The organism is Lentzea albidocapillata, assembly GCF_000719115.1.
Classification (GTDB): domain Bacteria; phylum Actinomycetota; class Actinomycetes; order Mycobacteriales; family Pseudonocardiaceae; genus Lentzea; species Lentzea albidocapillata.
Genome location: NZ_JOEA01000014.1, coordinates 49,845 through 63,188 on the forward strand (window position 1 = coordinate 49,845; position 13,344 = coordinate 63,188).

Consider the following 13,344-nt stretch of genomic DNA (forward strand, 5'->3'; position numbering starts at 1 on the left):
CTGAGCCGGTGATGTTAGCGATAACACCAGGCCGGCTTCGATGCAGTGCTCATTGTCCACTTATTCGAGGCGGAATGTGGCACGTCGGCGCGCGTCGCGGTCGCTTCCTGGTCTGGACAACACGACACGGCCGTTGTCGTGGGCGAGGTACGTGTCCGCGCCGACCCGCAGCGACACGGCGCCACGGTCCGCAAGTCCCGGTACACGAACGAAACTCGCCGCCCGGCCGTACGCGTCGGTGTCCTCGAACGGGTCGATGCGGATCACGTCCCCGTCCACCCGCACGTACCGGTCCGGGAAGTTCACCGACTGCACCGCGACCGTGCCGGCACCGAGGAGTCCCGGTACGAAGCGGAACTGGCTGTCGCCGAGGTCCCGGACGTTGCCGTCGACCCGCAGCCGGTACTCGTAGTGCCGCACCACCAGCGAGGGCGCGTCCACAGGCGACAGCCGCACGATCGGCCCGCCACGCCCGACCGGAACGCCGAACGACGGTGTGCCGTCCGCGTTCCAGTGGAGCTTCTGAACGCGGGTGTGCCGGTTCGGGTCGAACAGCGGATCGCCGGTGATGTCGCGGTAGTCGCGGGCGTGGTAGACGAGCACGTCGGTGGAACCGACCGTGGTGAACGAGTTGTGCCCCGGCCCGTACTGCGACGTCGGCACGTGAGTCGCGAACACCGGGTTCGGCGACTTCGTCCACGACCGCGCGTCCAGGAGGTTCGCGTTCTCATCGGCGGTCAGCAGGCCCATGCAGTAACGGGCGTCGGTGGCGCTCGCGGAGAACGTCACGAACACGCGGCCGTTGCGGACCAGCACCGCGGGCCCCTCGTTCACCTTGAAGCCCTGCACCTCCCAGGGCAGCGTCGGCGTCGCGATGCGCACCGGGGCGGTCTTCAGCGCGAGCGGCGAGGCCATCTCGGCGATGTAGAGGTTGGTGTTGGTGGCGATGCCGGGTTCGCTCTGCGCCCACAGGAAGTAGCGTTTTCCCCGGTGGGCGAAGGTGGTCGCGTCCAGGGTGAACGTGTCCCACGCCGTCACCATCTGCCCGCGCAGTACCCAGCCGCCCTCGCGGGGGTCGGCGTTCGGCGACTCCAGCACGTAGGTGCGAATGCGGAACGGTTCGTCCTTGTCGCCGGCGGCGAAGTAGACGTACCACTTGCCGTCGATGCGGTGCAGTTCCGGCGCCCAGATGTAGCCGCCCATCCTGCCCGACGCGGGCCGCCGCCAGATGGTGCGCTCACGGGCGGCGGACAGACCGTCCAGAGTGGACGCGCCGCGGATGACGACCCGGTCGTACTCGGGCACGGACCCGGTCAGGTAGTACATGCCGTCGGCCGGCGGGGTGATGAACGGGTCGGCGCGCTGTTCGACGAGCGGGTTGCCGGTCGGCAGCCCTGCCTCGGGTTCGGCGGCGGTGGCGACGGGCGCGGCGGAGCTGAGCGCCCCGGTCGCGGCGAGCACGCCGCCCGTGGCCAGCAGAGATCGTCGGGTGATCACGAGCGGCTCCTGATCCGGAGGAACGTGACGGAGTTGGGCGGGAACGTGTGGGTGAAGCTGCTCGCCACCCTGACCTGCTCGGCACGCGAGCGGATCGGCTGGCTGAACTCGGTGTTCACGTCATCGGGACGGCCCTGCAGCACGGTCGCCCGCGCCGTCGACGCCACCGGGACGCCGAGGTCGATGCGCGTGCGAGCGGCGTTGTCCTGGGCGTTGACCACCTTGACGATCAGCTCACCGGTGGCGAGGTCGCGCGTGACGACCTGGCGGAACGGCTCGGCGAGCTTGTCGTCGGTGAACTCGCCCCACTTCTGGCCGTCGAGGAACAGCGCGACGTGACGTCCGCGGACCTCGACGCGCACGTCGTACGTGCGGCCGGCGTCGATGCGGGTGCCGTTGGTCATCAACGTGCTCTTGGCCCCGCCGACTGCCTTCTCCACCGCCGACTGGGTGTTGTTCCAGCCACCGAGGTTCCACCAGTAGTAGTTGCCGGTGTCCTGCACGCCGAACGCGACGAGGAAGCCCTCGCGCCCCGACTGCTTCGTGGCCTTGAGGTTCAGCGTGTAGTCACGCCACGTCTTGTCCCCCGCCGTGACGAGCGTGTCCTCGGCGGCCGCGTCGGACTGGACGTAGGCGCCGTTCACGACGTTCCACGCGCCGCGGCCGGACTTCGTCCACCGAGCGTCGGTGCCGGAGAAGTCGTCGCTGAACAACGCCTGACCGGACGCGCTGGTCACGCTCACATCGTCGTAGCTGGCCGCGGTCGCCCAGGTGGAGAGCCCGATCGCGCCGGTGATGGGCGCCTGGGTGGACGGCGTGGCGGACGCGGTGCTCGGCACGACGTGGTCACCCACGTTGGTCATGAAGAGCTTCTGCATCTCGTAGCTCGCCGAGCCCCACGACGCGTGGTTGTTGAACCAGATCATGTCCGGGCGCCACTGGACGTAGTCCTCGTTGGCCAGCAGCGGAGCGTACGAGGCGAGCTTCACGACGTCGGCGTTGCGTTCGAGACCGGTCATGAACGCCGCTTCGCTCAGCGCGTTGAAGTACCTGTTGTCCTGCGAGGCGTACTCGCCGAGGAACACCTTGGGGCCGTTGCGGTCGTAGGAGTCGTAGCGGTTGTTGTTCTCCAGGAACCAGCTCGGGCTGTTGTAGTAGTGCTCGTCGATCATCTTCACGCCGGCCTGCTTGTTCAGCTGCCACAGGCGGTCGAACGTGCCGCCCGTGTCGTCGGGGCCGGAGTTGCTGACGACGGTGATGTCCGGGTACTTCGCGTTGATGGCGTCGCGGAACTGGGTGAAGCGGGCCATGAACTCGTCGGGCAGGTTCTCCTCGTTGCCGACCCCGAGGTGGGTCAGCCTGAACGGCTTGGGATGGCCCATCTCGGCGCGCTTGCGGCCCCAGGTGGAGTCGGCGGGACCGTTGGCGAACTCGATCAGGTCGAGCGTGTCCTGGATGTGCCTGGCCAGCAACGCCGGGTCGTCCGTGGCGCGGTTCTGGCCGCAGCCGGTGACCAGCGCGGGGACGACGGGCAGCGGCATGGCGCCGATGTCCTCGGAGAACTGGAAGTACTCGTAGTAGCCGAGCCCGTAGGACTGGTTGTAGCCCCAGAAGTTCCAGTTCGTGGCGCGCTGCTCGACCGGGCCGATGGTGTCCTTCCACTGGTACGAGCGGCGGCGCTCGAAGTTCGGCGCGTCGTAGCCGTAGTGGCTGCCGGTGTTGACCAGGCAGCCGCCGGGGAACCGGACGAAGCCGGGCTTGAGCGCGGCGATCTTCTCGGCCAGGTCGCGGCGCAGGCCGTGGCCCTTGAAGGTGTCCTGCGGCATCAGCGAGACCATGTCGAGGCGCAGGGTCCCGGTGCCGCCGCCGGTGACCAGCAGCCTGCCCGTGGTGGTGGACTTCTGCGCGCGGATCGTTCCGGTGTAGCGGGTCCAGCCGTCGCCGTTGACCTGCACCTTCACCGGGTCGCCCAAGGCGGCTCCGGCGGGATCGGTGATCGTGGCGGTGAGCTGCGCGGCCTGATCGGCTCGCGCCCAGACGGAGAAGTCGTAGCGCTGGCCGCTCTGGACCGCGATGCCGCTGTTGTAGCCGGAGTTGATGACCCCGGCCGGCAGGCCCAGCTTCAGATAACGGCGGTTGCGTTCGTTCATCCGGCCGGTGTCATCGGCGAGGTCTACGGTGCCGCTGTGCGGTGCCCAGGAGGTCAGGCCGTGGTAGCTCGCGTTGTCCGCCGGGTCGTACTCGAACGAGCGGTTCTGCACGAGTTCGGCGTACAGGCCGCCGTCGGCGGCACGGTTGATGTCCTCGAAGAAGACGCCGTACATCGAGTCGTCGATCGACGGACCCTTCTTCGTGGCGTCGATCTTGAGCGTGTAGTCGGTGTCGGCAGCCGCGCCCGATCCGGGAACGGCGACCAGCAGGCTGGCCGCGAGTGCGGCGCTCAACAGGACGTGCTTGCGGGACACGGGGTTCCTCCCCAAGGCTCGGAAGTGAGCGTTAACATAGGGCTGCGAACTCGTTACGAGCAAGGCCTTGACGACAACAGTTGTGAGCGTTCACTCTTGTCCACCTGACAACCGCGGACACGCGGTCGAGCTCCGCGACACCGTCGTCACCCCGGAGGAATCCCAGTGCTGAAGAAGATCACGACAGTCGCCAGCGTGGTCCTGCTGAGCGCGCTCACCGCGTGCGGCTCGGGAGGCGGTGCGGAGACCGGTTCGACCGGTGGCACCATCACGATGGGCTTCGCCCAGGTGGGCGCCGAAAGCGGCTGGCGCACCGCCAACACCAAGTCGATCCAGGACGAGGCCAAGACGGCCGGGATCGACCTGAAGTTCTCCGACGCGCAGCAGAAGCAGGAGAACCAGATCAAGGCGATCCGCTCCTACATCCAGCAGAAGGTGTCGGTGATCGCGTTCAGCCCGGTCGTGGAGACCGGGTGGGACACCGTGCTGCTGGAAGCCAAGCGCGCCAACATCCCGGTGATCCTCACCGACCGCTCGATCGACTCCGACGACACGTCGCTGTACAAGACGTTCCTCGGTTCGGACTTCGTCGAGGAGGGTCGCAAGGCCGGCGACTGGCTGGTGGCCAACGCCTCCGGCCCGACGAACGTCGTGGAGCTGCAGGGCACCACGGGCGCGGCGCCGGCGATCGACCGCAAGAAGGGCTTCGAGGAGAAGATCGCCTCCAAGCCGGACATCAAGGTCGTGGCGTCGCAGACCGGTGACTTCACGCGGTCCGGCGGCAAGCAGGTCATGGAGGCCTTCCTCAAGTCCCAGCCGAAGATCGACGTGGTGTACGCGCACAACGACGACATGGGCCTGGGCGCGATCGAGGCGATCAAGGCCGCGGGCAAGGTGCCCGGCAAGGACATCAAGATCATCACCGTGGACGCGGTGAAGGACGGCATGCAGGCGCTGGCCAACGGCGAGATCAACTTCATCGTCGAGTGCAACCCCTTGCTGGGCAAGCAGTTGATGGAGCTCGCGAAGAAGGTCGTGGCCGGCGAGCAGGTGCCGGAGCGAGTCGTGACCGAGGAAGGCACGTTCACGCAGGAGCAGGCGAAGACCGTGCTCCCGCAACGCCAGTACTGAGTTCTCGGCAGTTAGGCCCTGTCCTGCAAGTCTGTTCGACTATCGCGAACGAGACTTACAGGACAGGGCCTTGACCCCCAAGACCCGCGGGGCCCGTCATTCGCGCGCATCCGCGTGACGGGTCCCGCGGCCCCATCGACGAAGGCCAGAGCCCATGACCGAGTCACCGCCACCTGTCGTCGAGATGCGGGGCATCAGCCTCGCGTTTCCCGGCGTGAAGGCGTTGCAGGACGTCGACTTCCGGCTGTTCCCCGGTGAGGTGCACGCCCTCATGGGCGAGAACGGCGCCGGGAAGTCCACCCTCATCAAGACCCTGACCGGCGTGCACCGGCCCGACGCCGGCCAGGTCGTGCTGGCGGGCGAGGACGTGGCGTTCTCCTCCCCCGGCGAGGCCCAGCACGCCGGGATCAGCACGGTGTACCAGGAGGTCAACCTCTGCGCGAACCTCACGGTCGCGGAGAACATCCTGCTGGGCCGGGAACCTCGCCGCCTCGGCGGCATCGACTTCCCGGCGATGCGGCGCCGTGCCGCGGAGGTGCTGGCGCGCATCGGCGTGCACATCGACCCGGCGTCGAGCCTCAGCGAGCACCCGATCGCGGTGCAGCAGCTGGTCGCCATCGCCCGTGCGATCGCGGTCGACTGCAGCGTGCTCGTGCTCGACGAGCCGACGTCCAGTCTGGACGCCGGCGAGGTCGCGGAGCTGTTCCGGATCATGCGGGTCCTGCGCGACGAGGGCGTGGCGATCCTGTTCGTATCCCACTTCCTCGACCAGGTCTACGAGATCTCCGACCGGATGACGGTGCTGCGCAACGGAACGCTCGTCGGCGAGCACCTCACCGCCGACGTGGACCGGCGCACGCTCATCGCGCAGATGATCGGCCGCGACCTCGGCACGCTGGAGGCGATCGAGGACGCCGCGGAGAAGCGCAGGCCCGGCGGTCCGGCGCTGGTGCGGGCCGAAGGACTCGGCAAGCGCGGCGCGATCGAACCGTTCGACCTCGACATCCGGGCGGGTGAGGTCGTCGGCCTCGCCGGTCTGCTCGGGTCGGGCCGCACGGAGCTCGCCCGGCTGCTGTTCGGCGCCGACCGCGCGGACTCGGGCAGGCTGCTCGTGGACGGCGCGCCGCTGCGACTGCGCGGGCCGCGTTCGGCGATCGCGGCGGGCATCGCGTTCAGCTCGGAGGACCGCAAGGGCGAGGGCCTCGTCGCGGACCTGTCGATCCGCGACAACCTGGTGCTCGCGATGCAGGCGGCCCGCGGCTGGACCCGTCCGCTGCCGCGCAGGACCAAGGACCACCTGGTCGAGAAGTACTTGAAGGCACTGGACATCCGGCCCGCCAACCCGGACGCCCTGGTGCGCACCCTGTCCGGCGGCAACCAGCAGAAGGTGTTGCTCGCGCGCTGGCTCGTCACCGAGCCGCGACTGCTGATCCTGGACGAGCCGACCAGGGGCATCGACATCGGCGCGAAGGCCCAGATCCAGCAGCTCGTCACCACGCTCGCCGCGGAGGGCACCGCGATCCTGTTCATCTCCGCGGAGCTGGAGGAGGTCGTGCGCATCGCCGACCGGATCGTCGTGCTGCGCGACCGTCGCAAGATCGCCGAGCTGGACGGTTCGGTGACCGGCGTGGACGAGGTCGTCGAGCTGATCGCGGGCGGGGCCGCACCGGAGAAGGTGGTGTCGTGAACCGCCCGGACGAACTCATCGCCCACGGCCAGACCGCACCGGAAAAGGTGACCCCATGAAGAACCGGTTGCTGTGGCCGCTGCTGGCGCTGGTCGCGCTGTTGCTGCTCAACCTCGCCGTAACGCCGTCCTTCTTCGCGTTGCGCATGCAGGACGGCCACCTCTACGGCGGCCTGGTCGACGTGCTGAAGAACGGCGCGCCGACCCTGCTGATCGCCCTCGGCATGACGCTGGTGATCGCCACCCGTGGCATCGACCTCTCCGTCGGCGCGGTGGCCGCGATCGCCGGGGCCGTGACGTGTGTCCACATCGGAACGTCGGGCAGCGCCGCCACCGCGTTCGCCGGCATGGCGCTCGCACTGGTGCTCTGCGCGGTGCTGGGCCTGTGGAACGGGTTCCTGGTGGCGGGGCTCGGCATCCAGCCGATCATCGCGACCCTGGTGCTGATGACCGCGGGCCGTGGCGTCGCGATGCTCGTGACCGAGGGGCAGATCGTCACGGTCAACAACACCGCCTACCGCCAGGTCGGCGCCGGGTTCGTGGTGCTGCCGGTCTCGATCCTGATCGCCCTGCTGGTGCTGGGGCTGGTGGCGTTCGTGACCCGGCGGACCGCGCTCGGCATGCTGATCGAGGCGGTCGGCGTCAACCCCGAGGCGTCGCGGCTGGCCGGGGTGCGGTCCCGCACGATCATCTGGACCGTCTACGTGTTCGCCGCGGTGTGCGCGGGCATCGCCGGGCTGATGATCAGTTCCAACGTCAGCGCGGCCGACGCCAACAACGCCGGGTTGTGGATCGAGATGGACGCGATCCTCGCCGTCGTCATCGGCGGCACGTCGCTCGCCGGCGGGCGCTACTCGCTCACCGGCACGCTGATCGGCGCGCTGATCATCCAGACCCTCACCACCACCGTCTACACGATCGGCGTCGCCCCGGAGGTGACGCTGGTCTTCAAGGCCATCGTCGTCATCGCCGTGTGCCTGGTCCAGGCACCGAAGGCCCGTGCCGCACTGAGCTTCCGGAAGGTGGCCGTCCCATCATGACCACTCTCACCCAACGGGTGCCCTCGCGGTTCCTGCCGGTGCTCGCGACCGTCGTGCTGCTCGTCCTGGCGTTCGGCTTCGGCTCGGTGCGCTACGACGGGTTCGCGTCCGGTCAGGTGATCGCGAACCTGTTCATCGACAACGCCTTCCTGATCGTGCTCGCCGCCGGCATGACGTTCGTGATCCTGAGCGGCGGCATCGACCTGTCCGTCGGCTCGGTCGTCGCACTGTCCACAATGGTCACGGCCTCGGGCCTGCAGGCCGGGTGGCCCGTGCCGCTGGTGGTCCTCGCGGTGCTGCTCACCGGCTCCACGCTCGGTCTGCTGATGGGCCTGGTGATCCACAAGTTCGACATCCAGCCGTTCATCGTCACGCTCGCCGGCATGTTCCTCGCGCGCGGCCTGTGCTTCCTGATCAGCGTGGAGTCGGTGTCCATCAAGGACAGGACGTTCCGCGACGTCGCCACCACCGCGATCGAACTGCCCGGCGGCGTGACCATCACCTACAACGTGGTGATCGCGTTGCTGGTCGTCGCCGCGGCGATGTACGTGCTGCACCGCACCCGCTTCGGCCGCACGGTCTACGCCGTCGGCGGCAACGAGTCGTCCGCGCTGCTGATGGGCCTGCCGACCACCCGCGTGAAGGTGGGCGTCTACGTCATCAGCGGCCTGTGCTCGTCGCTGGCCGGTCTGCTGTTCAGCCTCTACATGCTGTCCGGCTACGGCCTGCACGCCGTCGGCATGGAACTGGACGCCATCGCGGCCGTCGTGATCGGCGGGACGTTGCTGGCGGGCGGTGTCGGGTACGTGCTCGGCGGGCTGGCCGGCGTGCTGGTGCTCGGCACGATCCAGACGCTGATCTCGTTCCAGGGCACGCTCAGCTCGTGGTGGACGAAGATCGTGATCGGTGTTCTGCTGCTGGTGTTCATCGCCGTGCAGCGGACTATGGTTCGGCGGTGAGACGCACCCGCCCACTGCTGTTCGTCCTGCTCGCGTTGCTGGTGGCGGTCGTCGGCGTGGTCGTGCTGCGTGATCCTCAGGGCGTCGCGGGCACCCCCGTGGCCGGCCCGAGCGCTGCGCCCACGACCACCACGACCACGTCGGTCCCAAGTCCGACGACGACCACCACGACTACTACGACGACTACTCGGGCGGGCGCTCCCCTGGCCGGGAAGATCGAGCCGGGCGAGCCACGCCAGGGAGTCGCGACGTTCTACGACTCCGACGGCGGCGGCGCGTGCTCGTACGATCCGGGCCCCGATCCGCTGACCGCCGCGATGAACGAGGCGGACTACGACGGCTCGGCCGCGTGCGGCGCGCACGTCCTGGTCCAGGCCGGCGGGAAGAGCATCACGGTGCGGATCACGAACCTCTGCCCCGCGCCGTGCCGTCCAGGCCAGCTGGACCTCAGCGCGGAGGCGTTCGCGATGCTGGCGCCACCCGTGAAGGGCGAGATCCCGATCAGCTGGACCCTCGTCAGCCCGGAGACGGCAAAGACCATCGCGATCCGCTACAAGACCGGTTCCAGCCAGTACTGGTGCGGGATCCAGGTCCTCGACCACCGCAACCCGGTGGCCCGGCTGGAGGTCCAGGCGGGCGGGCAGTGGCGGCAGCTGAAACGATTCGAGTACAACTACTTCCTCTCCGAGAACGGCGCCGGGTGCGGAGGGGCCATCGGGGTCACCGACATCCACGGCGAACGCCTGGTGGTGAACGCCCTGCCGGTCAGGCCGGACGCGGTCCAGGCCACGAACGTGCAGTTCGCCCGCGCCGGGGAATGAGACGGGCGCCGACGTCGTTGATCGTGGACATGGCAGATGTGAAGCTCAGCCCGACCGAGTGGGTCCAGGAGCAGACGAAGAAGATCCTCGAGACGGGGACGACCGAGGGCATCAAGGTCCTCGGCAAACCGATCGTGCTGCTGACCGTGCGCGGCGCGAAGAGCGGTGCCCTGCGCTACACCCCGGTCATGCGCGTGGAGCACGACGGCAGCTACGCGGTCGTCGCGTCCAAGGGCGGCGCGCCTGAGCACCCCACCTGGTATTTCAATATCAAGGCACACCCGGAGATCGTTCTGCAGGACGGCACCGTGGTGAAGGACTACATCGCCCGCGAGGTCGACGGCGCCGAGCGGGCCGAGTGGTGGGAACGCGCTGTCGCGGCCTACCCCAGCTACGCCGAGTACCAGGAGAAGACCGACCGGCAGATCCCGGTGTTCGTGCTCGACCCGAAGTGACGGACCGCTACCAGGCCAGGGGAAGCGTGGCGAGGTAGTCGCCGAGCTTCCCCGCGATCAGCCGGTGGTCACGCGCGGAGAAGTGCCAGTCGCACCCGAGGCGGTCCAGCGCCGGGTCGCTGTAGTTCCAGTGGCGGACCCGGCTGTCGCCCTGGCCGTTGCGGTCCTGCACGACCTGGCGGACGGCGTCGGCGAACGCGCCGGACGCCTCGGGGACGCTCACGACGATCGTCGTGGCCGGGCCGTACCGGGTGCGCAGCTTGTCGAGGAAGCCCTGGTACGCGGACTTGTATGCGGTGACCAGGCTTTCCTGGGTGGGCCACTGCTCACCGGGGTTGAGCGCGGTGGAGAAGTCGTTGGTGCCCAGGCCGACCACGACGAGCTGCGGCCGCCACGTGCCGGGGTTGCGCCACACGTCGCCGTCGACGTGCAGCAACGCCCGGTCGTAGTAGGTGCGGTAGCTCGTTCCGGGCGTGTGACCGTTGTAGTTGCGCACCACGCCCAGCCCGGAGAACGCGTTGACCTGGTAGTCGGCGTTCAGCGCCTTCGCGGCGAGCGCTCCGAAGCTGATGTCGGTGTTGGTGTTGCGGGCGACGCCCCCGTTCGCGGAGCAGTCACGGGTGGTCGAGAGGTTGCCGTAGCCCGCGGTCAGCGAGTCGCCGATGAACTCGATCTGCCGGGTCCGTGCGGCGGGCTTGGCGAGAATCGACCCTCCGTTCGCCGCCACGAAACCACCGAACTCCCCCGCCGCCCAGGTGCTCTCGGTCCGCTTGACCAGCCGCACGCGGTGCTCGGTGTTCGCGAGGTCGCGGACCCAGTGCGTCGTCCTGCCCGGCGTCACCAGCGTCGCGACGGTGGCGCCGTCGATCTGCACGTCGTAGTCGTTCACCGTGTCGTCGAGGACGATCCCGACACCGGTGCCCCGGAACCGGCCCTCGAAGTAGACCCCCGGCCAGGTGTACTGACCGGACGCGGTGACCCGGCCCGCCGTGTGCGCCCGGGTCAGCGGGTCCGGTGCGGGCGCCGTTCCCGTGCACGCCGTGCCGTTGAGCGCGAAGCCGGCGGGGACGGGGTTCGCGCCGCTCTTGGTGCCGGTGAACCCCAGTCCGGTGCTCGCCCCGGTACCGAGGGAGCCGTTGTAACCGGCGTTGCCGACCGTCACGTCCGCGCCGGTCTGGCGCACGGTCCCGTTCCACAGCTGGGCGACCGTCTGCCCGGCACCGAACGTCCACGTCAGCTGCCAGCCATTGACGGCGTCACCTAGGTTGGTGACGGTCACGTCGGCGATGAAGCCGCCCTGCCACTCCTGGGTCACCTGGTAGGAGACCTCGCACCCGGCGGCGGCCCCGGCCTGGGGAGCACCGCCCAGCGCGGCCGCCGCGGTCAGGACGAGGACGGCCGTGGCCGCCGACTTGGACCGGTACACCTGCACCTCCGCAAACATCCACTGTGGACAGCTGAGACCGCCCACCTCACGAACCTAGCCCAGACACCGCCGCGTTCCTAGATCTCGTTTCACAGCAACAGTTTTCCAGCGAATCGACGGCGGCGTTTCGACAGCGGACGCGGATCGGATCGACGCCGTTCGACGATTTCGGGCCGCGGTCAGCGTTCCACCGCCGCGAACACCGGGTTCGAGTAGAACCAGAGGTCCTCCCACGGATCAGACTTACCGGCGACGTCGAGCGCGGGCCCGGCCGGATCGACCGCGGCGCCGTGGTGTCCCGGCGCGCTCCGCTTGCCGTCGGTGCCGCGGACACGGAGGTAGAACGGCCCGTCGGCGGTGATCTGGTGGACCAGCTCGACGACGCCGGTCCGCTGCCGGACGTCCCAGGACTTCACGACCTTCGTGTGCGGTGCGTGCAGCACCGACCGGTCCGCGGCGGGACCGGTGATCCTGCCGGTGATCAGGTCGACCCTGGCGAGCTCCGGCACGAACCCCGCGAAGTTCACGCTGTCCGCGAGGTCGATCCTGATCACCGCCTCCACCACGGCACCGCGGCGCACCCGCAGCGTGCCGCCCATCCCCGCACCGGGCTCGCGCGACCCGCGCGGGCGCAGCCGCACGTCCAGACCTGCCACGAGATCACCGTGGCAGACCCACATCCGGCCCGCCCGCATCGCCCGCATCACCTCGCGGTGCTCACGCCGGGTGACGCCGGTCCACGTCTTGCTGTAGGCACCGGGCGGGAACGAGCTGTACTCGATGATCGGCCGGCCGGAGTTGACCGGGTCCGGGAAGCGGCCGGTGCTGGTGAACGTGCGTCCCTCGCTGTCGTACGGCACGTTGTCGTAGGCCTGCTGGTCCAGCCGGTCGACGGGGTTCTTCACCCAGTCCCCGCAGCCCTGGTGGCCGTCGGAGGTCGCGGTGATCCACCACGGCCTTCCCTCGGCCAGCAGGCTGTCCCAGAAGCCGCCGACGGTGGCCGCGGTCCAGTCGAAGCCTCCCCAGGTGCGGTAGCTCTCGGCGGGATAGCCGGGGAAGGAGAACCTGCCGGGCGCCGAGTCGTACAGCCCGCGGCCCCGCGCCATGCCCGGCGCGGGCAGGCCGGCCGCCTGGTGCCCCGGCGCGCCCTCCATGCCGATCACGATGCCGGGGGCCGTGTCCCGCCAGTTCCTGGTCTCCTGCGGGGAGTTGATGCCGAGCCGGGACGGGTGGTTGGGCAGCACCAGCGCGTCGGCGACGCGTCCGGTGGCCACGGCGTCGCGCAGGAACTTCAACGCCTCCACCGCGATCGCCTGGTTGGCGGGCGTGCCGTCCCTGGTGCCGTTCACCCGCGCGTCGAACCTGGTGACGAACTCCTGCAGGAGATCGCCCTCGTGCCGGCCCGGAGCGAGCATCAGCGTGGTGTGCTCCCCCGCCGGGATGTTCCACTCCAGGCCGGTGAACACGAGCATGTCCTCGTACTGCCGCCGCGCCGCCGCGATGTCCGCGACCAGCGGAGGAACGCTGTGCGTCGCGAACGGCACGTTGCCGTGGTCGGTGATGGTGAGCCAGCTCAGGCCGTGCTTCGCCGCTCGTTGCACCTGAGCTGCCACCGGGTACATGGCGTCGTTGCTGTACTGGCTGTGGATGTGGTGGTCACCGGCGAGCCACAGGTAGCCGCCACGACGCTCGCCGTGCGCGTGTGCCGGCGTGCTGCTGAGCACGGCTCCGGCCGCGAGACCCGTGCCCTTCAGGAATCCGCGTCGATCGGTCATCGGGAGGTCCTGGTGTAGATCCGGACCATTCTCATCGCACGACTCCTGACGCCCGTTCGAGCTGACGTCCAGAGACTAGGACGATATGA

General features: G+C 69.1%; 10 protein-coding genes. 6 read left to right on the plus strand and 4 right to left on the minus strand.

The genetic code is table 11. The features are described from left to right. Positions 1–60: 60 nt before the first annotated feature. Both IG04_RS0122005 and IG04_RS0122010 read right to left on the minus strand, forming a co-directional pair. Positions 61–1,497, minus strand: coding sequence for a family 43 glycosylhydrolase (locus IG04_RS0122005; protein ID WP_030478569.1), 1,437 nt, complete (start codon positions 1,495–1,497; stop codon positions 61–63). After that, positions 1,494–3,962 (minus strand): alpha-L-arabinofuranosidase C-terminal domain-containing protein, encoded by a 2,469-nt coding sequence (locus IG04_RS0122010; protein ID WP_030478570.1) that lies wholly within the window; start codon positions 3,960–3,962, stop codon positions 1,494–1,496. Before IG04_RS0122010 ends, IG04_RS0122005 begins: the two co-directional genes overlap by 4 nt. A 159-nt stretch (positions 3,963–4,121) precedes the next feature. On the opposite strand from IG04_RS0122010, the gene IG04_RS0122015 reads away from it, so the two are divergent. The 6 genes from IG04_RS0122015 (at position 4,122) to IG04_RS0122040 (ending at position 10,054) form a co-directional block, all read left to right on the plus strand. Then, positions 4,122–5,093 carry an ABC transporter substrate-binding protein gene (locus tag IG04_RS0122015; RefSeq protein ID WP_420843958.1) on the plus strand — a complete coding sequence of 324 codons (972 nt, stop codon included), beginning with the start codon at positions 4,122–4,124 and terminating at the stop codon, positions 5,091–5,093. Positions 5,094–5,247: 154 nt separating this feature from the next. Next, positions 5,248–6,780 carry a sugar ABC transporter ATP-binding protein gene (locus tag IG04_RS0122020; RefSeq protein ID WP_030478572.1) on the plus strand — a complete coding sequence of 511 codons (1,533 nt, stop codon included), beginning with the start codon at positions 5,248–5,250 and terminating at the stop codon, positions 6,778–6,780. A 55-nt stretch (positions 6,781–6,835) separates the two neighbouring features. Further along, positions 6,836–7,819, plus strand: coding sequence for an ABC transporter permease (locus IG04_RS0122025; protein WP_030478573.1), 984 nt, complete (start codon positions 6,836–6,838; stop codon positions 7,817–7,819). After that, positions 7,816–8,778: a galactofuranose ABC transporter, permease protein YjfF gene (yjfF, locus tag IG04_RS0122030; RefSeq protein WP_030478574.1), complete on the plus strand. Its 963-nt coding sequence runs from the start codon at positions 7,816–7,818 to the stop codon at positions 8,776–8,778. The genes IG04_RS0122025 and yjfF overlap by 4 nt, the downstream gene beginning before the upstream one ends. After that, positions 8,775–9,599, plus strand: coding sequence for an expansin EXLX1 family cellulose-binding protein (locus IG04_RS0122035; RefSeq protein WP_030478575.1), 825 nt, complete (start codon positions 8,775–8,777; stop codon positions 9,597–9,599). Before yjfF ends, IG04_RS0122035 begins: the two co-directional genes overlap by 4 nt. A 29-nt stretch (positions 9,600–9,628) precedes the next feature. Continuing rightward, the gene (locus IG04_RS0122040) at positions 9,629–10,054 is read left to right on the plus strand and encodes a nitroreductase family deazaflavin-dependent oxidoreductase (protein WP_030478576.1); all 426 of its coding nucleotides are present in this window, start codon (positions 9,629–9,631) and stop codon (positions 10,052–10,054) included. 7 nt (positions 10,055–10,061) lie between these two features. Here the strand turns inward: IG04_RS0122040 and IG04_RS0122045 are convergent, their stop codons facing one another. Continuing rightward, positions 10,062–11,480: a cellulose binding domain-containing protein gene (locus tag IG04_RS0122045; protein ID WP_245816115.1), complete on the minus strand. Its 1,419-nt coding sequence runs from the start codon at positions 11,478–11,480 to the stop codon at positions 10,062–10,064. A 179-nt stretch (positions 11,481–11,659) separates the two neighbouring features. After that, entirely contained in the window at positions 11,660–13,255 is a 1,596-nt protein-coding gene (locus IG04_RS0122050; RefSeq protein WP_051770391.1) for a PHP domain-containing protein, read from the minus strand. Positions 13,256–13,344 lie beyond the last annotated feature (89 nt).

Bases quoted from the DNA above. Each gene is read 5' to 3' on its own strand.
- IG04_RS0122040 (WP_030478576.1), top strand. From the start codon at position 9,629: ATGGCAGATGTGAAGCTCAGCCCGACCGAGTGGGTCCAGGAGCAGACG.
- yjfF (WP_030478574.1), top strand. From the start codon at position 7,816: ATGACCACTCTCACCCAACGGGTGCCCTCGCGGTTCCTGCCGGTGCTC.
- IG04_RS0122025 (WP_030478573.1), top strand. From the start codon at position 6,836: ATGAAGAACCGGTTGCTGTGGCCGCTGCTGGCGCTGGTCGCGCTGTTG.
- IG04_RS0122050 (WP_051770391.1), bottom strand. From the start codon at position 13,255: ATGACCGATCGACGCGGATTCCTGAAGGGCACGGGTCTCGCGGCCGGA.
- IG04_RS0122020 (WP_030478572.1), top strand. From the start codon at position 5,248: ATGACCGAGTCACCGCCACCTGTCGTCGAGATGCGGGGCATCAGCCTC.